This window comes from Psychrobacter sp. AOP31-B2-9 (assembly GCF_052378005.1).
Classification (GTDB): Bacteria; Pseudomonadota; Gammaproteobacteria; order Pseudomonadales; family Moraxellaceae; genus Psychrobacter.
In genome coordinates this window covers 41,511-63,044 of record NZ_JBQSXG010000001.1, presented here as the reverse complement: position 1 = coordinate 63,044, position 21,534 = coordinate 41,511, and the positions used below count along the sequence as shown (strand labels likewise).

The 21,534-nt window shown below is 41.9% G+C and carries 35 protein-coding genes; 33 read left to right on the top strand and 2 right to left on the bottom strand.

The window, feature by feature from the left end:
- The first annotated feature begins 165 nt into the window (after positions 1-165).
- The 32 genes from mreC (at position 166) to rplQ (ending at position 18,794) form a co-directional block, all read left to right on the top strand.
- The gene (gene mreC / locus ACT3SX_RS00375; RefSeq protein ID WP_192518029.1) at positions 166-999 is read left to right on the top strand and encodes a rod shape-determining protein MreC; all 834 of its coding nucleotides are present in this window, start codon (positions 166-168) and stop codon (positions 997-999) included.
- Positions 1,000-1,229: 230 nt separating this feature from the next.
- Complete coding sequence (gene mreD / locus ACT3SX_RS00370; RefSeq protein WP_192518028.1) at positions 1,230-1,715, top strand: rod shape-determining protein MreD; 486 nt, start codon at positions 1,230-1,232, stop codon at positions 1,713-1,715.
- A gap of 146 nt (positions 1,716-1,861) precedes the next feature.
- Positions 1,862-2,521, top strand: coding sequence for a Maf family protein (locus tag ACT3SX_RS00365; protein WP_192518027.1), 660 nt, complete (start codon positions 1,862-1,864; stop codon positions 2,519-2,521).
- Positions 2,522-2,676: 155 nt separating this feature from the next.
- On the top strand, positions 2,677-4,275 hold the full coding sequence (locus tag ACT3SX_RS00360; RefSeq protein ID WP_192518026.1) for an Rne/Rng family ribonuclease: 1,599 nt from the start codon (positions 2,677-2,679) through the stop codon (positions 4,273-4,275).
- Positions 4,276-4,677: 402 nt separating this feature from the next.
- A complete protein-coding gene (rpsJ, locus tag ACT3SX_RS00355; protein ID WP_010196670.1) occupies positions 4,678-4,989 on the top strand; it encodes a 30S ribosomal protein S10 in 312 nt (103 codons plus the stop codon).
- A 49-nt stretch (positions 4,990-5,038) separates the two neighbouring features.
- On the top strand, positions 5,039-5,677 hold the full coding sequence (gene rplC / locus ACT3SX_RS00350) for a 50S ribosomal protein L3 (protein WP_192518025.1): 639 nt from the start codon (positions 5,039-5,041) through the stop codon (positions 5,675-5,677).
- 14 nt (positions 5,678-5,691) lie between these two features.
- Positions 5,692-6,294 carry a 50S ribosomal protein L4 gene (gene rplD / locus ACT3SX_RS00345; protein ID WP_057758698.1) on the top strand — a complete coding sequence of 201 codons (603 nt, stop codon included), beginning with the start codon at positions 5,692-5,694 and terminating at the stop codon, positions 6,292-6,294.
- The gene (gene rplW / locus ACT3SX_RS00340) at positions 6,291-6,641 is read left to right on the top strand and encodes a 50S ribosomal protein L23 (RefSeq protein ID WP_192518024.1); all 351 of its coding nucleotides are present in this window, start codon (positions 6,291-6,293) and stop codon (positions 6,639-6,641) included. Before rplD ends, rplW begins: the two co-directional genes overlap by 4 nt.
- An 11-nt stretch (positions 6,642-6,652) precedes the next feature.
- Positions 6,653-7,480, top strand: coding sequence for a 50S ribosomal protein L2 (rplB, locus tag ACT3SX_RS00335; protein ID WP_192518023.1), 828 nt, complete (start codon positions 6,653-6,655; stop codon positions 7,478-7,480).
- A 12-nt stretch (positions 7,481-7,492) separates the two neighbouring features.
- Positions 7,493-7,768 carry a 30S ribosomal protein S19 gene (rpsS, locus tag ACT3SX_RS00330; RefSeq protein ID WP_021813372.1) on the top strand — a complete coding sequence of 92 codons (276 nt, stop codon included), beginning with the start codon at positions 7,493-7,495 and terminating at the stop codon, positions 7,766-7,768.
- Between the two features lie 10 nt (positions 7,769-7,778).
- Positions 7,779-8,108 (top strand): 50S ribosomal protein L22, encoded by a 330-nt coding sequence (gene rplV / locus ACT3SX_RS00325; protein WP_010196689.1) that lies wholly within the window; start codon positions 7,779-7,781, stop codon positions 8,106-8,108.
- 3 nt (positions 8,109-8,111) lie between these two features.
- A complete protein-coding gene (rpsC, locus tag ACT3SX_RS00320; RefSeq protein WP_192518022.1) occupies positions 8,112-8,840 on the top strand; it encodes a 30S ribosomal protein S3 in 729 nt (242 codons plus the stop codon).
- A 3-nt stretch (positions 8,841-8,843) separates the two neighbouring features.
- Entirely contained in the window at positions 8,844-9,257 is a 414-nt protein-coding gene (gene rplP / locus ACT3SX_RS00315; RefSeq protein WP_075102274.1) for a 50S ribosomal protein L16, read from the top strand.
- On the top strand, positions 9,257-9,454 hold the full coding sequence (gene rpmC, locus ACT3SX_RS00310; RefSeq protein WP_025644397.1) for a 50S ribosomal protein L29: 198 nt from the start codon (positions 9,257-9,259) through the stop codon (positions 9,452-9,454). The genes rplP and rpmC overlap by 1 nt, the downstream gene beginning before the upstream one ends.
- A complete protein-coding gene (gene rpsQ / locus ACT3SX_RS00305) occupies positions 9,451-9,726 on the top strand; it encodes a 30S ribosomal protein S17 (protein WP_021813375.1) in 276 nt (91 codons plus the stop codon). The genes rpmC and rpsQ overlap by 4 nt, the downstream gene beginning before the upstream one ends.
- Before the next feature lie 182 nt (positions 9,727-9,908).
- Positions 9,909-10,277, top strand: a complete 369-nt coding sequence (gene rplN / locus ACT3SX_RS00300; protein ID WP_010196702.1) for a 50S ribosomal protein L14 — start codon at positions 9,909-9,911, stop codon at positions 10,275-10,277.
- A gap of 8 nt (positions 10,278-10,285) precedes the next feature.
- Complete coding sequence (gene rplX, locus ACT3SX_RS00295) at positions 10,286-10,603, top strand: 50S ribosomal protein L24 (RefSeq protein ID WP_192518021.1); 318 nt, start codon at positions 10,286-10,288, stop codon at positions 10,601-10,603.
- 21 nt (positions 10,604-10,624) lie between these two features.
- A complete protein-coding gene (rplE, locus tag ACT3SX_RS00290; RefSeq protein ID WP_192518020.1) occupies positions 10,625-11,161 on the top strand; it encodes a 50S ribosomal protein L5 in 537 nt (178 codons plus the stop codon).
- 12 nt (positions 11,162-11,173) lie between these two features.
- Positions 11,174-11,479 (top strand): 30S ribosomal protein S14, encoded by a 306-nt coding sequence (gene rpsN, locus ACT3SX_RS00285; protein ID WP_010196705.1) that lies wholly within the window; start codon positions 11,174-11,176, stop codon positions 11,477-11,479.
- An 11-nt stretch (positions 11,480-11,490) separates the two neighbouring features.
- Positions 11,491-11,889, top strand: a complete 399-nt coding sequence (gene rpsH, locus ACT3SX_RS00280) for a 30S ribosomal protein S8 (protein WP_192518019.1) — start codon at positions 11,491-11,493, stop codon at positions 11,887-11,889.
- 175 nt (positions 11,890-12,064) lie between these two features.
- Positions 12,065-12,598, top strand: coding sequence for a 50S ribosomal protein L6 (gene rplF / locus ACT3SX_RS00275; RefSeq protein ID WP_192518018.1), 534 nt, complete (start codon positions 12,065-12,067; stop codon positions 12,596-12,598).
- A gap of 11 nt (positions 12,599-12,609) precedes the next feature.
- On the top strand, positions 12,610-12,960 hold the full coding sequence (gene rplR, locus ACT3SX_RS00270; RefSeq protein ID WP_192518017.1) for a 50S ribosomal protein L18: 351 nt from the start codon (positions 12,610-12,612) through the stop codon (positions 12,958-12,960).
- Between the two features lie 2 nt (positions 12,961-12,962).
- Positions 12,963-13,478 (top strand): 30S ribosomal protein S5, encoded by a 516-nt coding sequence (gene rpsE / locus ACT3SX_RS00265; protein ID WP_010196711.1) that lies wholly within the window; start codon positions 12,963-12,965, stop codon positions 13,476-13,478.
- 20 nt (positions 13,479-13,498) lie between these two features.
- On the top strand, positions 13,499-13,678 hold the full coding sequence (gene rpmD / locus ACT3SX_RS00260; protein ID WP_010196714.1) for a 50S ribosomal protein L30: 180 nt from the start codon (positions 13,499-13,501) through the stop codon (positions 13,676-13,678).
- Positions 13,678-14,118, top strand: a complete 441-nt coding sequence (rplO, locus tag ACT3SX_RS00255; protein WP_192518016.1) for a 50S ribosomal protein L15 — start codon at positions 13,678-13,680, stop codon at positions 14,116-14,118. The genes rpmD and rplO overlap by 1 nt, the downstream gene beginning before the upstream one ends.
- Before the next feature lie 19 nt (positions 14,119-14,137).
- A complete protein-coding gene (gene secY / locus ACT3SX_RS00250) occupies positions 14,138-15,469 on the top strand; it encodes a preprotein translocase subunit SecY (protein WP_192518043.1) in 1,332 nt (443 codons plus the stop codon).
- A 33-nt stretch (positions 15,470-15,502) separates the two neighbouring features.
- Complete coding sequence (gene rpmJ / locus ACT3SX_RS00245) at positions 15,503-15,619, top strand: 50S ribosomal protein L36 (protein WP_010196721.1); 117 nt, start codon at positions 15,503-15,505, stop codon at positions 15,617-15,619.
- 251 nt (positions 15,620-15,870) lie between these two features.
- Positions 15,871-16,227, top strand: a complete 357-nt coding sequence (gene rpsM / locus ACT3SX_RS00240) for a 30S ribosomal protein S13 (RefSeq protein WP_021813384.1) — start codon at positions 15,871-15,873, stop codon at positions 16,225-16,227.
- Between the two features lie 20 nt (positions 16,228-16,247).
- A complete protein-coding gene (gene rpsK / locus ACT3SX_RS00235) occupies positions 16,248-16,637 on the top strand; it encodes a 30S ribosomal protein S11 (RefSeq protein WP_192518015.1) in 390 nt (129 codons plus the stop codon).
- A 48-nt stretch (positions 16,638-16,685) separates the two neighbouring features.
- The gene (gene rpsD, locus ACT3SX_RS00230) at positions 16,686-17,327 is read left to right on the top strand and encodes a 30S ribosomal protein S4 (RefSeq protein WP_192991923.1); all 642 of its coding nucleotides are present in this window, start codon (positions 16,686-16,688) and stop codon (positions 17,325-17,327) included.
- Positions 17,328-17,407: 80 nt separating this feature from the next.
- Complete coding sequence (locus ACT3SX_RS00225) at positions 17,408-18,415, top strand: DNA-directed RNA polymerase subunit alpha (protein ID WP_087040762.1); 1,008 nt, start codon at positions 17,408-17,410, stop codon at positions 18,413-18,415.
- A gap of 19 nt (positions 18,416-18,434) precedes the next feature.
- Positions 18,435-18,794: a 50S ribosomal protein L17 gene (gene rplQ, locus ACT3SX_RS00220; protein ID WP_010196736.1), complete on the top strand. Its 360-nt coding sequence runs from the start codon at positions 18,435-18,437 to the stop codon at positions 18,792-18,794.
- 71 nt (positions 18,795-18,865) lie between these two features.
- Here rplQ and ACT3SX_RS00215 read toward each other — a convergent pair whose 3' ends face one another.
- The gene (locus ACT3SX_RS00215; protein WP_192518013.1) at positions 18,866-19,486 is read right to left on the bottom strand and encodes an L-threonylcarbamoyladenylate synthase; all 621 of its coding nucleotides are present in this window, start codon (positions 19,484-19,486) and stop codon (positions 18,866-18,868) included.
- Positions 19,487-19,957: 471 nt separating this feature from the next.
- On the bottom strand, positions 19,958-20,704 hold the full coding sequence (locus ACT3SX_RS00210; protein WP_442061802.1) for an elongation factor P hydroxylase: 747 nt from the start codon (positions 20,702-20,704) through the stop codon (positions 19,958-19,960).
- A gap of 184 nt (positions 20,705-20,888) precedes the next feature.
- On the opposite strand from ACT3SX_RS00210, the gene ACT3SX_RS00205 reads away from it, so the two are divergent.
- Positions 20,889-21,482 carry a YceD family protein gene (locus ACT3SX_RS00205; RefSeq protein WP_192518001.1) on the top strand — a complete coding sequence of 198 codons (594 nt, stop codon included), beginning with the start codon at positions 20,889-20,891 and terminating at the stop codon, positions 21,480-21,482.
- Positions 21,483-21,534 lie beyond the last annotated feature (52 nt).

The following is a 21,534-nucleotide window of genomic DNA, read 5'->3' as shown; positions in this document are numbered from 1 at the left end:
CTATTTAAATTAAGATAAAAGAATTGGCTGTAACTATATAAAGGTAAAGATAAGGATAAAGGTAAAGGTAAAGGCAGCCAGTTGTGCTGCCTTTAATCACATTAATAAAGGCTAGAATTCAGCACTGGCTACTGTTTATTTTATAACCCCTGAGTTAGACGACTTATGATTCCAAGTATTTTTGCGCGCCAGCCGTTAGCACTTCGTAAGACTGCCATAGTACTGATAGCAGCTTTAGTACTGATGTGGTTCGATAGCAAAAATCCAGAATGGTTTAATTCAATACGCAATACTAGCCATGCTGCTATGCAACCGATCTATGAGTTGTCACTATTACCCAGCTATGCCAAACATTGGGCGAGTGGAAGCTTACAGTCTAAAGAAACACTACGCCGCGAAAATATACAATTAAAGTCGCAACTGATACACGCACAAGCTAAGCTTCAGCAACAAGATTATATCTTGGCACAAAATGCACGCCTGCAAGGTATTTTATCAACCACTAAGCCTGAGCAGTTTGAGCTCAACCTAGCACAGGTTATCGGTACTGATACCAATTTACTTAGACAAATTGTGATGCTTAATAAAGGTGCACGAGATGGGGTGCAAGTTGGACAAACGGTTATTGACGAAACGGGTATTTTAGGGCAAATCATTAATGTCTATCCTAATACCAGTCGCTTGCTACTGATAACCGATGAACAGCAATCAGTTGCCGTTACTGTTAAACGTACTGGTCAGCGCGCTATCGTTACCGGACAAGGAATACCAACCTCGCTGAGCCTTGATTATGTATTCAAAACATCAGACGTACGTGTGGGTGATGAGTTGGTTTCATCAGGGCTAGGCGGCCGGATTCCAGCAGGTTACCGAGTCGGCCGTGTGGCTCATATCCAAAATACCCAAGCCGATAATTTTAAAACTATAGAAGTGACACCAGCAGCAAATTTTATCGATAACGCTTATGTGCTCATTCTCCAAGATAAGCTAGCCAACTAAATAGTGTTACTCATCAGTGCCGCTTAGTATCGAGCTATTCATCCAATATTTGACATTGTTCGGCAAAACTTTGCCATCTTTAGCCTATATAGATGACTATCGATTGGAGTAAAGATACACCCTAGTAGCCGCCTATATACTCATTATCTGTTTAGTCACAGTGAACATCACATCAATGCTTAATTATGTTTTAATAGCAGCCGCTAATACACCCGCTAAGGTAAGTACTCATGTCGTATCCTGACTCCGAGAATGCAACGGTACTAATCATTGTTACGATTATTCTTAGCTTCGTTGTTGCCTCATCACTTAATATTTATCCATTAAGTCCTAGCATGGCTACATTGCGTCCTATGGTGATGGTGATGGTTTTGGTTTTTTGGTTGTTGTTTCAACCACGTTATGTCGGTATCTTTACGGCATTTACTATCGGTTTTATTGCTGATTTATTGATGGATACTCATCTAGGACAGCAAGCCTTTGCCGCAGTAGTAGTAGCGTTCGTGATTAAACTGACCAGTATCTATGTTAAGCAATTAAATACCGTTAGTGCATGGGTAATCGCTAGTCTAGGATTGATTGTATTTCAAATAACGCTATGGGTATTGCAGATGTTTGTTCAAAACATCTTTGTTGCACAATCCGCTTTTTCATTAATGATTAGTATCCTAAGCTGGCCATTGGTATTACTTGTTTTACGCAAGTTTACACGTTAATTAAAGAGGCGGTTGCTAACGTTTGGCGCTAGTCGTCATGAATGAGTAGTTGAGCGTGATTTTTTGATTTGAGCATCTATTATCTACAAAACTTCTATGAAGGTAAGTTTTCAACACACAATAATTTATACAGTAAGAGAGTAGCGATGGATATTGTTTTGGCATCTGGTTCGCCGCGCCGCCGTGAGCTATTGGAAAGAGCAAGGCTGAACTTTAGTATCTTGAGTGCAGATATCAATGAAACACGCTATGATAATGAGTCGCCAAAAGACTATATCGAGCGCATGGTCGCTACCAAAGCTGAGGCTGCGATAAAACAGCTAAATGAAAAGATCCAAGCTAATACAATGGACTGTGCTGAGCCGCTTATTATCTTAACCTCAGATACCATTGGTGTATTAGCAGATGGTAAAACTGTATTGGTCAAACCCGTTGACCGTGAGCACGCTTATGATATGTGGCAGCAAATGTCTGATAATGTTCATGAGGTTTGGACGGCTGTGCAAGCGACTCAAGTATCATTATTACCAGGTCTTGCTAATTTAACGACTGATTATCAGCAAGGTTTTCAAGTTGTTAACCGCCAACAAATCACTGAACGCACAGAAGTTACATTTGTTCCGCTGACGGAGCAGATGATGAGCGACTACTGGGACAGTGGTGAGCCTGCTGACAAAGCAGGTGGTTATGGCATTCAAGGGTTAGGTGCTGCATGGGTAAGCCGTATTAATGGTAGCTACACTAACGTCGTTGGCTTACCTCTATCGCAAACATTAGCACTTATTAGAGACATGCAAGCAGGTTAAGCAAATATTATGAACCTGTTAAAAGTGAATGACTGATGTTCTGCACATAATGACACGGTAGGGTAATGGGCAAGAGTAAGTCGCATTTGTTACACTATAAAGCTAATAGGCGATGAACGCCTAACAAAAAAGCTGAGAGATAAGAGAAAAACATTATGTCCGAAGAGCTGCTCATTAATATTAGTCCAATGGAGTCCCGTGTTGCAGTATTAGACAATGGTATCTTGGGCGAGATTTATATCGAACGTCATCATAAACTGGGTTTGGTTGGTAATATTTATCTGGGTACGGTTGTCCGTGTCCTACCTGGTATGCAAGCAGCGTTTGTTGATATTGGTCAGTCACGTACAGCTTTTTTGCATGTCAATGATATGCAGCGTGAGCCGCGCCCAGTCGCAGAAAGTAAAAATAAAGCCACTGTACATAAAGAAAGTGATACAGACCGTGGCCTTGTGGATACTTCTAACGATGATTTGGCCGTTATGTCACCTGTCGTTAGCGTGCCAAGCTCGGAAATTATGCCTGTTTCTAAAACATTGATTCAGCATCGTCTACACGAAAGTCAACGTATCTTAGTGCAAGTCACGAAAGATCAGCTGGGTAGTAAAGGTGCTCGTCTAACCACCAATATATCGCTACCGTCACGCTATTTGGTATATCTACCATCAAGTGAACATATTGGTATATCGCAGCGTATTGATGGTGACGAAGAGCGTACGCGTCTAAAGACTGAACTTAGTAGCTTGATGCAGACGGTTAATCTAAAAGGTGGATTGATTGCTCGTACTGCTGCTGAACGTGTTCCTGTCGAAAAGCTTGAAGAAGATATCTACTATCTGCTACAGCTGTGGCGCACTATCTGTGCTCGTCGCCAAGAAATAAACCATCATCAAAGCTCAGAGCTTATTTACCAAGAACTGGCACTGCCATTAAGATCTATTCGTGACTTGGTACATGCTGATACCGAAAAAGTCATCATCGATAATACACAGATATATGAGCAAGTAAGATACTTTGCCAAAGAGTTTGTGCCTTTTGTCTATGATCGAATCGTACACTATACTGCTGAGCAATCCCTATTTGATATACATCGTGTCGAAGACGACTTACGTGATGCCTTAAAACGCCGTGTAGATCTAAAGTCAGGCGGTTATTTGATTATCGATCAAACAGAAGCGATGACTACTATTGATGTGAATACTGGCTCTTTCGTGGGTGGCCGCTCATTAGAAGACACCGTTTATAAGACCAACCTAGAAGCGACTCATGCTATTGCTCGTCAGCTACGTTTGCGAAATCTAGGTGGCATCATTATTTTAGATTTTATCGATATGCTAGAGCAACAGCACAAAGACGATGTGTTAGAGAGTTTACAAGCTCAGTTGAAGCAAGATTATGCCAAGACTAAGATTACGCAAGTCAGTGAGCTTGGCTTGGTAGAGATGACTCGTAAACGTACCCGTGAGTCATTAGGGCAGCAGCTTTGTGAGCCGTGCCCAACCTGTCAAGGCCGTGGCTTTGTAAAAACAGCTGAAACAGTATGTTTTGAGATATTTCGTGAGATTATGCGCTGTGCTCGCACTTATAACTCTCCCAAAAAATTCACTGTCGTGGCTCACGCATCAGTCATTGATTTACTACTAACGACAGAGTCAGATACCGTAGCAGACTTAGAATATTTGCTTGGTAGAGTGATTACTTTTGATGTGGAAAATCTCTATACTCAAGAACAATACGATATTGTTTTAGACTGATAGCTTATCTGCTATAGATAGTAGAATCATTAGAAATAGATGATGATGCTTAAAAAGCGTAATATCCAGATCGACTACAGATATAGTTCTTGCAATGAACGAAATAATATGTATAATACACACCACTGAATTAAATATGCGCAGCTGACTAGAAAGGCTGGCGCTATGACAGCTAGAGCATCGTTTCTAGCACTATTTCATTATGCCTTTGCTGCTTTCCAATATATAGGAGGGTCGGCGGGGCTTTAAACTATTTTACTTTTGGCACGCTATAAGTTCGGATAAAGAACTCATTCTGGTTAAGAACAGAAGGCCGCTTTAAGTGAATATTTAACCAAACGGCTTTTGATCATATCTTTGCAAAGCAAGAATGACAAAAGCACATATTAGGAGCTTGCTGGCATGGCTAACCAGAGAATCCGTATCCGTCTTAAGTCTTTTGATCATCGTTTGATCGATCAATCTGCACAAGAGATTGTTGATACTGCAAAGCGCACCGGTGCGCAAGTTTGTGGTCCTGTACCGTTGCCGACTCGCATTGAGCGCTTCAACGTTCTAACCTCACCACATGTTAACAAAGACGCGCGTGATCAGTACGAAATCCGTACTCATAAGCGTATGGTTGATATCGTTCAACCTACTGACAAAACTGTGGATGCGCTAATGAAATTAGATTTAGCGGCGGGTGTTGACGTTCAAATTGCTTTGGGTTAATGCACATTACACACCCAACCCATTAATATAAGATATAAAGAGGTCTAAAATGGCGATCGGTTTAGTCGGTAAAAAATGCGGCATGACCCGTGTCTTCACTGAAACAGGCGCATCTATCCCTGTGACAGTAGTTGAGGTCGATGCAAACCGCATTACTCAAGTAAAAAATACTGATGTAGATGGTTATCAAGCCATCCAAATTACCACAGGCACCCGTCGTGACAGCCGCGTAACAGCTGCACAGAAAGGTCACTTCGCTAAAGCTGGTGTTAAAGCTGGCCGTGGTGTTTGGGAGTTTCGTGCCAACGATAGCGATCTTGAAGGTCGTGAGATTGGTGGTGAAATTCTAGCTGACCTGTTCGAACAAGGTCAAATGGTTGATGTTACAGGAAACAGCAAAGGTAAAGGCTTCCAAGGTCCTGTAAAGCGTCACAACTTTAATATGCAAGATGCTACTCATGGTAACTCAGTATCTCATCGTGCACATGGTTCAACTGGTCAGAACCAGTCACCAGGTAAAGTATTCAAAGGCAAAAAGATGGCGGGTCAGATGGGTAACAAACGTGTTACCGTTCAAGGCCTAGAAGTGATTTCGGTTGATGCCGAAAAAGGGTTACTTGTCATCAAGGGTGCTATCCCAGGTGCCACCGGTGGCGATGTTATCGTACGTCCGTCAGTCAAAGCCTAAGCAAGGGGATTAACGTGGATTTAAAAACAGTTACAGGTGCGGCGGTTGAGCTTTCTGATACGGCATTTGGTCGTGAATTCAACGAAGCACTAGTGCATCAAGTCGTCACCGCTTATTTAGCTGGTGCTCGCCAAGGTACACGCGCACAAAAAACCCGTGCCGAAGTTTCTGGCGGTGGTATCAAGCCATGGCGCCAAAAAGGTACTGGTCGCGCTCGTGCGGGTTCTATTCGTAGCCCAATCTGGCGTTCAGGTGGTCGTGCATTCGCTGCAAAACCACAAGATTGGTCACAGAAAGTAAACCGTAAAATGTATCGCGGTGCGATGCAGTGCATCCTAGCCGAATTGATTCGCCAAGAGCGTTTGATTTTGGTAGAAGAGTTGAGCGTTTCTGGGCCGAAAACCAAAGAGCTGATTGCTAAGTTGAACGATTTAAATGCACCTCGTGCACTAATCGTGACTAAAGAAGTTGATGAAAACTTATACTTGGCTGCTCGCAACATTCCACATGTCAATGTACTTGGTACAAATGAAGTGGACCCAGTGAGCTTGATCGCATTTGATAAAGTGATCATGTCAGTTGAAGCTGCGAAACAATTTGAGGAAGCACTAGCATGAATAACGCAAGACTTTATCAGGTCTTAAGAGGGCCTGTATTCTCAGAAAAATCTCAAATGCTTGGCGACTCACTTGGTGTGCAGGTATTTAAAGTTGATTCTAATGCTACTAAGCTAGAAGTCAAAAAAGCAGTTGAGTTGATGTTTGAAGGTGTTGAAGTTACTAAAGTGAACACTTTGAATGTTAAAGGTAAGACAAAGCGTTTTGGTAAAAGCATCGGCCGTCGTAACGACTATAAAAAAGCCTATGTTACCTTAAAAGCTGGTCAAGATGTACAAATGGCTGATGCTGGTGAAGAAGTAGTAAATACTACTGATTCTGCTAGTGAAACAGCGAATAACGAATAAGGATTACACTCATGCCTATCGTAAGAGCAAAGCCAACATCACCAGGCCGTCGTTTTGTTGAAAAAGTGGTGCATCCACACCTTTACAAAGGTCGTCCTTATGCAGCACTTGTTGAATCAAAAAGTAAGTCAGGTGGTCGTAATAATAATGGTCGCATAACGACTCGTCATATTGGCGGTGGTCATAAGCAGCATTATCGTGTTATCGATTTCAAACGTACTAAAGACAATATCCCAGCTACAGTAGAGCGTATCGAATACGATCCTAACCGTACTGCACATATTGCCTTGCTTAAGTATGCTGATGGCGAACGTCGCTACATCATCGCTGCTAAAAAACAAGCAGTTGGCGATACAGTGATGTCAGGTGAAACTTCACCAATTCGCCCAGGTAACTGTTTACCACTGAAAAACATCCCATTGGGTACTGTGATTCACAATATCGAACTTAAAATCGGTAAAGGTGCACAGATGGCTCGCGCAGCGGGTGCTAGTGTTCAGTTATTAGGTCGTGACGGTATCTATGCTATTCTACGTTTGCGTTCTGGCGAGACTCGCCGCGTACATGTGAATTGCCGTGCTGTTATCGGTGAAGTTTCTAACACTGAAAACAACTTGAAATCACTTGGTAAAGCCGGTGCTTCACGTTGGCGTGGTGTTCGTCCTTCAGTTCGTGGTGTCGCTATGAACCCGGTTGATCACCCACATGGTGGTGGTGAAGGTCGTAACAAAGGTCGCCATCCAACTAGCCCTTGGGGTCAGAAGTCTAAAGGACTTAAAACGCGTAGTAATAAGCGTACTGACAACATGATCATCCGCCGTCGCGCCAAGAAGAAATAAAGGAAGAATTTCATGCCTCGTTCATTGAAAAAAGGTCCATTCATAGACGCGCATTTGTTTGCTAAAGTTGAGAATGCATTAGACACCAACTCACGCAAGCCAATTAAGACTTGGTCGCGCCGCTCGATGATTTTGCCACAAATGGTTGGCCTAACTTTATCTGTTCACAACGGCCGTACTCATGTACCGGTTATCGTGAGCGAACAGATGGTTGGTCATAAACTAGGTGAATTTGCCCCGACTCGTACGTATCGTGGTCATGGCATTGACAGAAAAGCTAAGAAATAAGGTGCTTACCATGGAAGTAACTGCAAAATTACGCGGTGCCGCCATATCGGCACAAAAAGTTAGACTCGTTGCTGATGAAGTTCGTGGCAAATCTATTGAGCGTGCTTTGGATATCCTAACGTATAGCAATAAAAAAGGCGCTGTGTTTGTTAAGAAATGTCTTAACTCAGCCATCGCCAATGCCGAAAACAACAACGGTCTAGATATCGATACTCTTAAAGTATCAACTATCTACGTTGATGAAGGCATTACGCTAAAACGTATCCTACCACGTGCCAAAGGTCGCGCTGATCGTATCAGCAAGCGTACTTGTCACATCACTATAAAGGTAGGAGAATAAGTTATGGGTCAAAAAGTACATCCAATCGGAATTCGTCTTGGTGTTGTCAAAAAGCATAATGCAAACTGGTATGCTAACCCTAAACAATACTCAGAATACCTCATCAACGACATTCAAGTTCGTGAATACCTTCGCAAGAAGCTAGATAACGCTATGATCAGTAACATCATGATCGAGCGTCCTACTGGCGCTGCTAAGATTACCATCGCCACTGCGCGCCCTGGTATCGTTATCGGTAAGAAAGGCGAAGATATCGAAAGACTTCAAAAAGAATTGACCAAAATTATGGGCGTACCTGCTCAGGTCAACATTGAAGAAATCACGTCACCTGATCTTGATGCACGTTTGGTTGCAGACGGTATTGGTAGCCAGCTTGAGCGTCGTGTTATGTTCCGTCGTGCAATGAAGCGCGCTGTACAGAACAGCATGCGTTCTGGTGCTAAAGGTATTAAAGTTGAGTTGTCTGGCCGTCTTGGCGGTGCTGAGATTGCTCGTACTGAATGGTACCGTGAAGGTCGTGTGCCATTGCATACACTCCGCGCTGATATTGACTATGCGTCAGTACGTGCAGAGACAACTTACGGCACTATCGGTGTAAAAGTTTGGATTTTCCGTGGCGAAATCCTTGACGGTATGAACAGTGTTTATAACCCCGTCAACGAAGAGAAGCCTCGTGCGCCAAAACGCCGTGGTCGTGGAAACGGAAACCGTCGAAACTCAGACAGAGGTTAAACTATGTTACAGCCAAAACGTACCAAGTTTCGTAAAATGCATAAAGGTCGTAACACTGGGCTAGCTCATCGTGGAAGCACCGTTGCATTCGGACAAATTGGTCTAAAATCGTTGACTCGTGGTCGTATGACTGCCCGTCAAATTGAAGCAGCACGTCGTACCATCACTCGTAAAATTAAGCGTGGCGGTAAGATTTGGATTCGTGTATTCCCAGACAAGCCAATTACCAACAAACCATTGGAAGTACGTATGGGTAAAGGTAAAGGTCCAGTCGAATATTGGGTATGCGAAATCAAGCCTGGTAAAGTGCTATATGAAATCGAAGGGGTCTCTGAAGAGCTTGCTCGCGAAGCATTAACGCTTGCCGCAGCAAAACTGCCCTTTAAAACTACCATTGTTAAGCGGACGATAATGTAATGAAGATCAGTGAATTACGTGATAAATCATTAGAAGAACTGACCCAGTTACTTGATGAAAAGCAACTTGATGCTTTCCGTATTCGTATGGCTAAAGCAACTGGTCAGTTGGGTAATACCCATGAAGTACGTGCCAATCGTCGTACGATTGCACAGCTTCAGACTTTGATTAACGAGAAACAACGAGGCGACTCATGAGCGATAACAATCAAACAGCTACCAATGCTAGCGTATTGACAGGACGAGTTGTCAGCGACAAGATGGATAAGTCCATCACAGTTTTGATTGAGCGTCTGGTTCGTCATCCTCTATATGGCAAACAGCTTCGTCGTTCTACAAAAATCAAAGCACATGATGAGAACAATGTTTGCCAACAAGGTGACCTTGTCCGTATCAAAGAAACGCGTCCAATCTCAAAAACTAAGTCATGGACTTTAGTTGATGTGGTTGAAAAAGTAGAAAAAATCTAAGTAAATTGCATTAAAAGCCAGAAGCTGTTAAAATAGCCGCCTTTTTAAGGATGCTGATTGCGCCGAGCGTATATCACTCACATTAAGAGTAAGTCGCGGCTATTTATATTAAAATGCCGTCTACTCATACTGTGCTAGCGGCAGCAACTGGTTTTTATTGCTCATACGTGTGGAGTAACGCTATGATTCAGGTTGAGTCAATGCTGGAAGTTGCAGACAATAGCGGTGCAAGGCGAGTTCAGTGCATTAAAGTACTGGGTGGTTCTCATCGTCGTTATGCATCAGTTGGCGACATTATTAAAGTAACGGTTAAAGAAGCCATTCCTCGCGGTCGTGTTAAAAAAGGCGACGTGATGAATGCAGTAGTTGTACGTACCAAAAAAGGCGTTCGTCGTCCGGATGGTTCTGTGTTGCGTTTTGATGACAATGCTGCGGTATTGTTAAACCAAAATAAAGCGCCAATTGCAACTCGTATTTTTGGACCGGTAACTCGTGAACTACGTGGTGATCAGTTTATGAAAATTGTATCACTTGCACCAGAAGTATTGTGAGGTAATCCATGTCAAAATTACGTAAAGGCGATACAGTTATCGTGATTGCTGGGAAAGATAAAGGCAAACAAGGTACTGTACAAGCTGTAAAAAATGATCGTATTAAAGTAGAAGGCATTAATATTGTTACTAAACATCAGAAGCCTAATCAGGCAGCTGGCGTTGAAGGCGGTATTCTTAAGCAAGAAGCTTTTCTACATATCTCAAATGTCGCAATTTTAAATGCGCAAACCCAAAAAGCTGATCGTATTACTTATCAGTTCGATGAAGACGGCAAGAAACAACGCGTCTATCGTTCGAACGGTGAAGTAGTGGCGACTGCGTAAGACACTAAGGGTGTAATGGTAATGGCAAGATTAAAATCTTTATATAACGATAAGTTAAAGCAGCAAATCAAAGAAGAGCTTGGTTTAACAAATGTGATGCAAGTGCCTAAAATCACTAAAATCACACTTAACATGGGTGTGGGTGGTGCGTCTCAAGATAAGAAAATTCTTGAAGGTGCAGTTGCCGATATGACCGCTATTGCTGGTCAAAAACCTGTTGTTACTAAAGCGCGTAAATCAGTTGCTGGTTTTAAAATTCGTGAAGAATGGCCAATTGGCTGTAAAGTAACGCTACGCGGTGAGCAAATGTACGAATTTTTAGATCGTCTCATTGCCATTGCAATTCCTCGTATTCGTGATTTCCGCGGTTTTTCACCTAAAGCCTTTGACGGACGTGGTAACTACTCATTGGGTATTAAAGAACAAATCGTATTCCCAGAAGTAGATTTTGACAAAATTGATCGTATCCGCGGTATGGATGTGACAATCACCACGTCAGCTAGTAGTGATGAAGAAGGTCGTGCGTTGCTTAAAGCATTCGGCTTCCCATTTAAATAAGGTAAAGACGTTATGGCAAAGAAGAGCATGATTAACCGCGAATTAAAACGCGAAAAAATGGTTGCTAAATATGCTGAAAAGCGTATCAAGCTAAAAGAAACTATCAGTGATATGACTGCAAGTGACGAAACTCGTATGGAAGCGATGCTAGAGCTACAAGCTCTACCACGTAACTCATCACCAGTACGTCTGCGTAATCGTTGTGCTATCACCGGTCGTCCTCATGGTTACTTCCGCAAGTTTGGCTTATCACGCAATATGCTGCGTGAGCGTGTCATGCAAGGCGATGTGCCTGGTGTTCGTAAAGCAAGCTGGTAAGGAGTAACTATATGAGTATGCAAGATACCGTTGGGGATATGCTAACCCGTATTCGTAACGCACAAATGGCTAATAAAGTATCGGTAGCAATGCCGAACTCTAAACTACGTAAATCAATTGCTGATTTACTGGTTAGCGAAGGTTATGTGGCTAGTGCTGTTGTCGCTGAAGAAGCAAACAACAAAGCAACACTTACTATTGAACTAAAATATTTCGAAGGCCGTGCTGTCATCGAAACTATTCAACGTTATAGCCGTCCTGGTTTGCGTCAGTTCCGTGGCAAAGATTCTATCCCTACTGTTAAACAGGGTATGGGCGTTGCTATTGTATCAACTAGCCAAGGTATCATGAGCGATCGTGCTGCACGCGCTGCTGGTATCGGTGGTGAAATTGTCGCATTTGTAGCGTAAGCTATACGACGATGAAGTTTATTTGATAGTTGTTAGGCTCTTATCAATTGAATGATTATAAATTAATTTAAATTGATAGGTGTCTAACACAGTCAACTATGCTAAACTAACACGCTTTTTAGCCTGTTAGTTTTTTCGCTAATATAAAGAAGTTAATTTTTTAAGGAATATTCCTATGTCTCGTGTGGCTAAAGCCCCAGTAACGCTGCCAAACGGCGTAAGCGTTACTTTGAACGATCGGCAGGTCGAAGTTAAAGGCAAGAACGGCAATTTGTCTTTACGCCTGCATGAATTGGTCGAGCTGAAACAGGAAGATGATGCTATCATTTTCTCACCTACAGTCGATTCAAAAGAAGCTATGATGCACACTGGCACCATGCGCGCTCTAGTTAACAACTATGTTAAGGGCGTTCATGAAGGCTTTGAAAAACGTCTTCAATTGATTGGTGTTGGTTATCGCGCACAAGTTGCTGGCAATAAAGTAACTTTAAACGTTGGTTACTCTCACCCAGTAGAGTATACGTTGCCTGAAGGTGTATCAGCTGAAACCCCAACGCAAACTGAAATTGTTTTGAAATCAAACAATAAACAGCAGCTTGGTCAAGCAGCGGCTAACATCCGTGGTTTCCGCCCACCTGAGCCTTACAAAGGCAAAGGTATTCGTTATAGTGACGAGCATGTGATTCGCAAAGAAGCTAAGAAAAAATAAGGTGAGTTGAAATGTTTGATAAAAAAGCAGCTCGTCTACGTCGAGCAAAGAAAACCCGTGCGCATATCCGTTTCTTAGGCGTTCATCGCTTAACGGTTAACCGTACGCCAAAACATATTTATGCCCAGATTATCTCTCCTAACGGTGGTGAAGTGATTGCTCAGGCATCTACCTTAGACGGCAGCTTGCGCTCTGGTGCGACTGGTAATGTTGATGCAGCAACGTCTGTAGGCCAAATGATCGCAGAACGCGCAAAAGCAGCTGGCATTAATAAAGTTGCCTTTGACCGTAGTGGTTTTAAATATCATGGTCGAGTTAAAGCTTTAGCTGAAGCGGCTCGCGAAAACGGATTGGAGTTTTAATCATGGCTAGAAATGATAAAAATGATAAAAATGAACAGACTGACGGTCTAGTAGAACGCTTAGTTACCGTTGATCGTGTTGCAAAAGTAGTTAAAGGTGGTCGTATTTTCTCGTTCACTGCGTTGACTGTAGTGGGTGACGGCAATGGTCGTGTGGGTTTTGGTCGCGGCAAAGCACGTGAAGTGCCAGCTGCTATTCAAAAAGCACTAGAAGCTGCTAAACGTAATATGATTACTGTTGAGTTAAATGATGCAACTTTGTATCATCCGATCAAAGCACGTCATGGTGCTAGTAAAGTCTATATGCAACCTGCATCTGAAGGTACTGGCGTAATCGCTGGTGGTGCAATGCGTGCTGTGTTAGAAGTTGCTGGTGTCAAAGATGTTTTGACTAAATGTTATGGTTCTACCAATACTGCTAACGTTGTTCGTGCAACGTTTAACGGTTTACGTGATATGTCAACTCCAGAGAAGATGGCAGCTAAACGTGGTAAATCTGTAGACGAAATCTTGGGTTAACTTAGACTAGGTGAGTTACGATGAAAAAAATGAAAGTCACTCAATTTAAATCGGGTGCCCATCGCCTAAAGAGCCACAAAGCGAGCTTGAAAGGATTGGGTTTACGCCGCATTAATCATACTGTTGAAGTAGAAGATACTCCTTCAACTCGTGGTATGGTCAATCGCGTTAACTACATGGTAAAAGTGGAGGAAGCGTAATGGGTCTTAGATTAAATGAATTATCACCAGGTGTTGGCGCAAAGAAAACTGCCCAACGTCGTGGTCGTGGTATCGGTTCAGGTCTTGGTAAGACTGGTGGCCGTGGTGTAAAAGGTCAGAAGTCTCGTTCAGGTTCTAGCATTCGCTCAGGATTTGAAGGTGGTCAAATGCCTTTATACCGTCGTCTACCAAAATTTGGTTTTACCAGTAAGATGGCAATGAAAACTGCTGAAGTACGTCTTTCTGAATTAAAACAAATTGAAGGCGATGTGGTCAGCATTGAAACACTTAAAGCTGCCAACCTTATTCGTCATGATATGAAACGTGCCCGTGTAATGTTATCAGGCGAAGTTACTAAAGCTTATACCTTTAAAGGTATCAAAGTAACTAAAGGCGCTAAGCAAGCAATCGAAGCTGCTGGTGGTAGCATCGAGGAGTAGTAACGTGTCAAAACAATCAATGTCATCGACTGGTATACCGCTTAATCCATTCGCATTTATACGAAAGTATGATGAATTATGGACGCGTTTATTATTCTTAATCGGCGCATTGATTGTTTATCGTTTAGGGTCACATATTCCAGTACCGGGTATTAACCCAGTTAATTTGGCTGATCTGTTTTCGCGCAACGAAAATACCATTTTGAGCATGTTTAACATGTTTTCAGGTGGTGCACTAGAACGTATGTCCATTATGGCACTTGGCATTATGCCATATATCTCAGCATCGATTATTGTACAGATGATGTCTGCGGTATTACCATCGCTTGAAGCTCTCAAAAAAGAGGGGGAAGCAGGACGACGTAAGTTAAACAAGTATACCCGTCAGGGGACGCTTGCTTTAGCATTAGTACAGTCATTAGGAATGTGTGCTGGTTTAATCAGTCAAAATCTTACTTTATCTTCTGGTCTTACTTTTTATATTCCAGCCGTTACTTCGTTAGTAGCGGGCGCTATGTTTTTAATGTGGCTTGGTGAGCAGATTACAGAGCGTGGTGTGGGTAACGGTATTTCAATGCTCATTTTTGCGAGTATTGTGGCTGGTACACCAGGTATGATTTCGCAATCTATCGAACAAGTCAATCAAGGTCAGATGAACTTGATTGTGCTATTTATTTTTGTGTTGCTAGGTATCGCGGTTACTGCCGGTATTGTTTATATTGAACGTGCCCAACGCCGTGTTCCTGTAAACTATGCACAGAAACAGCAGCAAGGTCGCAAAATTTATGCTCAGCAGCAATCTCATTTGCCGTTGAAGCTAAATATGGCAGGTGTTATTCCCGCTATTTTTGCAAGTTCTTTGCTGTTGTTTCCAGCCAGTTTAGGGCAGTGGGTAGGTCAATCAACTGATCCTACCTTTACACAAAAAATATTACAAAATATGGCATTGGTATTGTCTCCAGGACAGCCGCTATATTTGGTACTGTTTGGTGCGATGATTATTTTCTTCTGTTATTTCTATACGGCTCTGGTATTTAGTCCCCGTGAAGTTGCAGAGAACCTTAAACGTAGTGGTGCGTATATTCCAGGTATTCGCCCAGGACAACAAACTCAGCGTTACCTCGATCATGTATTAAACCGACTGACCTTTATTGGCGCGATGTATATGACGGTTATTTGTTTAATGCCAATGGTCGTCCAGTCATCGTTTGGTGTGCCGTTTCAACTCGGTGGTACGTCTTTACTGATTATGGTGGTTGTGGTAATGGATTTCATATCGCAGATTCAAGCGCATTTGATGACCCATCAATATCATGATCAGACGTTAATTCAATCGCCCACTCAACCTTAAAAATGAGCGGTACGATATTTCAAGGAGCATGCTATGAAAGTTCAAGCATCAGTTAAAAAGATTTGTGGTAGCTGTAAAGTTGTGCGCCGTAAAGGCCGTGTACATATTATTTGTACAGCAGAACCTCGCCACAAGCAACGTCAAGGTTAATATTTAGCGTGATTTAGCCATAGGCTCTATTACTGATTAAATTAATACTTGAAAAATGACGGCGGATGAGTTATTATCCGCCACTTGCCGTAGTTTATATGAAAAACTTTTATAGTGTCTTTAATGGCTGACTTACTATTAGGTCAATTCAGAAAAAGCGTTATGAAGGTTTACGTATCGACAGCAACAAATCTGAAAAATAACGCTTTATCGAGAGATAATGCTCATTTTTCTTTAATGGAGAGAAATCAATGGCTCGTATTGCCGGCGTAAACATTCCGGATAATAAGCATGCTGTTATTTCACTAACTTACATCTTTGGTGTAGGTCGTACCACTGCTCAGAAAATCTTAGAAGCAGTTGGCATTGCCCCTACTACTAAAGTTAGCCAGTTAGATGATACACAGTTAGATGCTATCCGTGCACAAGTTGCAAATTACATGACTGAAGGTGATCTTCGTCGTGAAGTGTCAATGAATATTAAGCGCTTAGTTGATCTTGGTTGTTACCGTGGCATTCGCCATCGTCGTAACCTACCAGTTAGAGGTCAAAACACTAAGAACAACGCTCGTACTCGTAAGGGTCCGACACGCCCTCTCAAAAGATAATTAACTTAGGAAGCTAAAAGATGGCAAAAGACACTCGTAGTCGCAAAAAGGTGGCTCGTCGTTCAGTATCGGAGGGCGTAGCCCATATCCATGCGTCTTTTAATAACACCATTGTTACGATTACCGATCGCCAAGGTAATGCATTGGCTTGGGCCACTTCAGGTGGACAAGGCTTCCGTGGTTCACGTAAATCTACACCATTTGCAGCTCAGGTTGCAGCTGAAGTCGCTGGTAAAGCGGCCCAAGAATATGGTGTTAAGAATATCGATGTTTTGGTCAAAGGACCAGGACCGGGTCGTGAGTCTGCGGTAAGAGCACTAGGTGCATTGGGTTATAAAGTTAACAGCATCTCTGATGTAACCCCAATCCCACACAATGGTTGCCGTGCGCCGAAAAAGCGCCGCGTCTAATATTAAAGACGAAGCTTTTTATCCCAGAAGCTTATAGGAGACATAACAATGGCCCGCTATATTGGACCAAAACTCAAATTATCACGTCGTGAAGGTACTGACTTAGGTCTTAAGTCTGGTGTTAAACCATACGACGTAAAAACAAAAAAAGCTGGTCGTCCACCAGGTCAACATGGCGTTAGCCGTAATAAGACCTCAGAATATGCTCTACAGTTGCGTGAAAAGCAAAAAGTTAAGCGTATTTATGGTGTACTAGAGCGTCAATTCGCTAATTACTATAAAGAAGCTGCTCGTAAGCGTGGCGCTACTGGTGAGAACTTACTAGCTATGCTAGAAAGTCGTCTAGATAACGTGGTCTATCGCATGGGCTTTGGCTCAACTCGCGCAGAAGCACGTCAGCTAGTCAGTCATCGTACTGTTATGGTGAAAAAAGCTGGCCGTGATGAGTTTGTTCGTGTGAACATTCCATCAATTCAGCTTCAAGATGGTGATGTCATCGCTATCCAAGAGAAGTCTCGCGAACAACTACGTATTAAAAACGCTGTTGAACTAGCGACACAACGTGGTATTCCGGAATGGCTAGATGTTGACCACAGCAAACTACAAGGCACGTTTAAACAAGCGCCTGATCGTATTGATCTACCTGCTGAAATCAACGAAAGCTTGATCGTTGAGCTATACTCTAAGTAATGACGTACTGCTCGATGTCGTAAAAATGACATTGAGCAATTAACGTTAATTAAACCAGTTTAATAAATCGAGGTGACATCATGATGCTAAATGCAACTGAGTTTCTAACGCCGAACGCCATTAACGTGGATACGGTTAATGAAACGATTGCGAAAGTCACGCTCGAACCGTTAGAACGCGGCTTTGGGCATACTTTAGGTAATGCCTTACGTCGCATCTTGTTATCTTCATTACCTGGTGCTGCAGTCATTGAAGCTGAGATTGATGGTGTTGACCATGAATACTCAACACTTGAAGGACTACAAGAAGATGTGCTTGACCTGCTTTTGAACTTAAAAGGCTTGGCAATCACTCTTCATGACCAAAATGAAGTATTTTTGACCTTGGATAAACAAGGTCCAGGCACTATTACTGCTGCAGATATCGCGTTACCACATAATGTAGACATCATCAATCCAGAATTGGTATTGGGTACATTGAGTGATCGTGGTCATCTTAAGATGCGTTTGCGTGTAGTAATGGGTCGTGGATATGAGCCAGCAAACCAGCGCCGTGAAGATGGTGATACTAAAGCAATTGGACGCTTGAAGCTTGATGCAAGCTTTAGTCCTGTGCTTCGTGTTGCTTATCAGGTTGAGAACGCTCGTGTAGAGCAGCGTACTGATCTTGATCGTCTTATCGTTGAGCTTGAAACTAATGGCACTATAGATCCAGAAGAAGCAATTCGTAAAGCAGCCACTATTTTACAACAACAGATTTCTATCTTTGTTGACCTAGAAGCTGAAGAAGCGCCTGAGCCTGTGAAAGAAAAAGAAGAGGTTGATCCGGTGCTATTACGCCCTGTGGACGATCTTGAACTAACGGTTCGCTCAGCCAACTGCTTAAAAGCTGAAAACATTTACTATATCGGTGATTTGGTACAGCGTTCAGAGACTGAACTACTAAAAACCCCAAATCTTGGTAAGAAGTCATTAACAGAAATCAAAGACGTGTTAGCGTCTAAAGATTTAGAGCTCGGTATGCGCCTAGATAACTGGCCACCAGCTGATTTACGTGTTGATGATCGCTTTTCTTATCGTAGCCGTTAAACTTTAAGGATTTTTGACTATGCGCCATCGTAAGAGTGGAGTCAAGCTGGGTCGTACCGGCAGTCATCGTAAGGCAATGTTTCAGAACATGACTAACTCATTATTTGAGCATGAACTGATTAAAACAACTTTACCAAAAGCTAAAGAACTACGTCGCGTTGCCGAGCCATTAATCACTATGGCTAAAGAAGACAGCGTTGCTAACCGTCGTTTAGCATTTAGCCGTATGCGTAGCAAAGCTATGGTAGGCAAACTATTTGGCACGTTAGGTCCTCGTTACCAAACTCGTCCAGGTGGTTATTTGCGTATCGTAAAATGCGGTCATCGTGATGGTGACAATGCGCCAATGGCATATGTAGAGCTAGTTGATCGTGACTAGTTTGACACTGAATATATTATGTATAAAAAAAGCTCCAATTAATTGGAGCTTTTTTTATGTCAAATTTTCAACTACAGCAATAATGAATCAACATTAGCGGCACCTTGTCTAATGACTTCAGGTTGGCCACTAGTCATATCTACAATGGTGGTTAACTTGGTAGTTTTTATACCTGCATTTATTAGGCCACCAATCTGATTGCCCAAGATATCTTCAATTTCAAATGGGTCATCGAGAACATCATCACGGTTAGGCAGTATTAGTGAGCTGGTTAGAATAGGTTCATCCATTGCTTCTAACAATGCTTGAGCAATAGTATTACTTGGTACTCGAATACCAATGGTTCTTTTTTTAGCATGAGACAGTTTTTTCGGCACATCTTTTGTGGCATTTAGGATAAAGGTTATGGGCGCCGGAGTGTGCGCTTTAAGTTGTTTAAATTGCATATTGTCTACAGTTGCGTAGTTGGCAATTTCACTCAAATCGCGGCATAGTAGTGTAAATTGATGCTTGTCATCAAGCTCACGAATCTGTTTAAGCTTTTCTAGAGCATCTTTCGCACCTAAGCGACAACCGAAAGCGTAGCTAGTATCGGTAGGATAGATGATTAATTGATCTTTACGTAAGAGATCAGCTGCTTGTTCAATAAGGCGTGGTTGTGGATTATCAGGGTGAATATAGAATACTTGCATGATGCTTCCTTATCTTATAGTTATGAGATTTTTCTTCATTTAAATAAGTATGTAGGTGGCTGAATTAAAGCTGTCTGGGGTGTGTCCTCAGTTCAAAACTGCAGATAACAATGAGATAAATTGCCATCAAACGAGAAAATAGTGTAAATAATATCGAGATATTAACCAGCTATTTGACGAATTTTGGTAGAACTTTGCTATTTTTAGCCCAGTTAGAAAGCTATCGCTTGAATTGAGAACAGGCCCTAATACTATAGTTGATTCAATTTAAAAGTAGTACAAGGCAGCCGAGTGTAGATGCATATCTAATACTTCAAACGAGACGCTGTAATACTTTCATAATGGGATGACTATAAATAGGTTAGATTGCATATATATCTTATTATAACGTAAAGCATATATAATTTTAGTGGTGAGGCGTTATTGTTCGTACAAAATGATTAGTTATCTAGGTTGCAAAAAATAATAGTGTTATGTGACGACTGGTTCGGAGGGGTTAATGGTAGAAATACTAAGTAAAGTGAATAATAAAGTTTTTGCGTCACGTGGTAAAGTATGAGGTCTTGCGATATATTCTTTTACCTGCTGATAAACATCTCTTACGAAAGTACTAGCACTAGTATCGAAATCTGCAAATAAGTTATCTTGTGAGACTTGAAAGGAGCGTCCACAGGCTAAAGTGAAGAGACATTCTAATGCTTGGGGTTTAATTTCTACGCGCTCAAAAGCCTGCTGTTGTGCTGCTGATCGCCCATCGGGTGCATACCAGTATCCAAAATCAGGCAATCGTCTACGAGACTCACCAGCGATACACCAATGACTCAATTCGTGCAATGCACTGGCAAAAAAGCCATGAGCAAACTCAATTCTAGCAGGTTCATTATTTTGTGCAGGAAAGTATTCAGGCTCTCCTTTGCTACGAACCAATATTACATTCTGATCAGAAAATAAAGTATTGAATAATTGGATAAGACACTCGGTAGCTAGTTGCTCGCTGTGTCCGGTTAATTGTAAGGTGTTATCAACAGCTTCGGAGCTGGATAGGTGGTGGTATTCATTTTTTAATATTTCTAAGTGTTTATACCTAGCAAACTCTAATGAGTTAATAGAGGTAGGTTTAATATTAAGCATCAGTTCTGTGAGGCGCTGCAGTAGTATTTTTGCTTCTAAAGGACAGAGCAAATTAGAAAAATCAGTTTTATTATTAAACGAGTTCATAAATAAGAGGCTAGTCAAATAAGTGATAAAATGGAAATTATGACTTTTTTATAAAAATAAAAAATAGGTCATATAAAATAGTATCAATATCAAAAATATTAACATACTAGCGCTAGCGTCATTTAGTGCTTTCCGTTAGTATGGCAGGCAATATTATACACCGTTTTGACGAATGAGGCCGCGCATGTCAAGCACTCCCGAAACTAAGCTTTCAGAATCTCACACTGACAACAAAAAAGTGCCTGTATCTACTGGTATGCCTGAGTACATCTCTTTAGACAAATGGGCAGACACTGGTTACGAATGGTCAGGAGACGTAGAGCCGAGCATTTTCAAACGTCTTGAGGCTATTCTGAGCACTGAGCATGAACAGAAGAAAATATCGATTAGTGCTGATTTATACCGCCATAACAATGTCTTACACTTGGCATTTACGTTGACGGGTAATGTTTGGTTGACTTGTCAGCGTTGTTTGCAGCCAGTGGCTATCGAATTATCTGATGATTATAATATTGCTCTACTCGAAAAAGAAAGCCAAGTGCGCTTGGTTGATGAAGAGCAAGATTATTTATTGCTTGAAGAAGTCATTACAGAGCAATCACCAGAGAGTTTATTGCCATTCAAGAAATTAGTTGAAGATGAAATTCTGCTGAAAACACCAATGGCACCCAAGCATGATGATTGTGAGATGATGGTAGAGCAGTTTGGTGAAATTCCAGAGGAAGAAGAAAGTGAGAATCCTTTCGCTGCTTTAGCCTCATTAAAAGGTAAGTTATAGCTTCACCAGAAAACAACTCATATATAAATGTACTACTTACTAGATTTGTGAT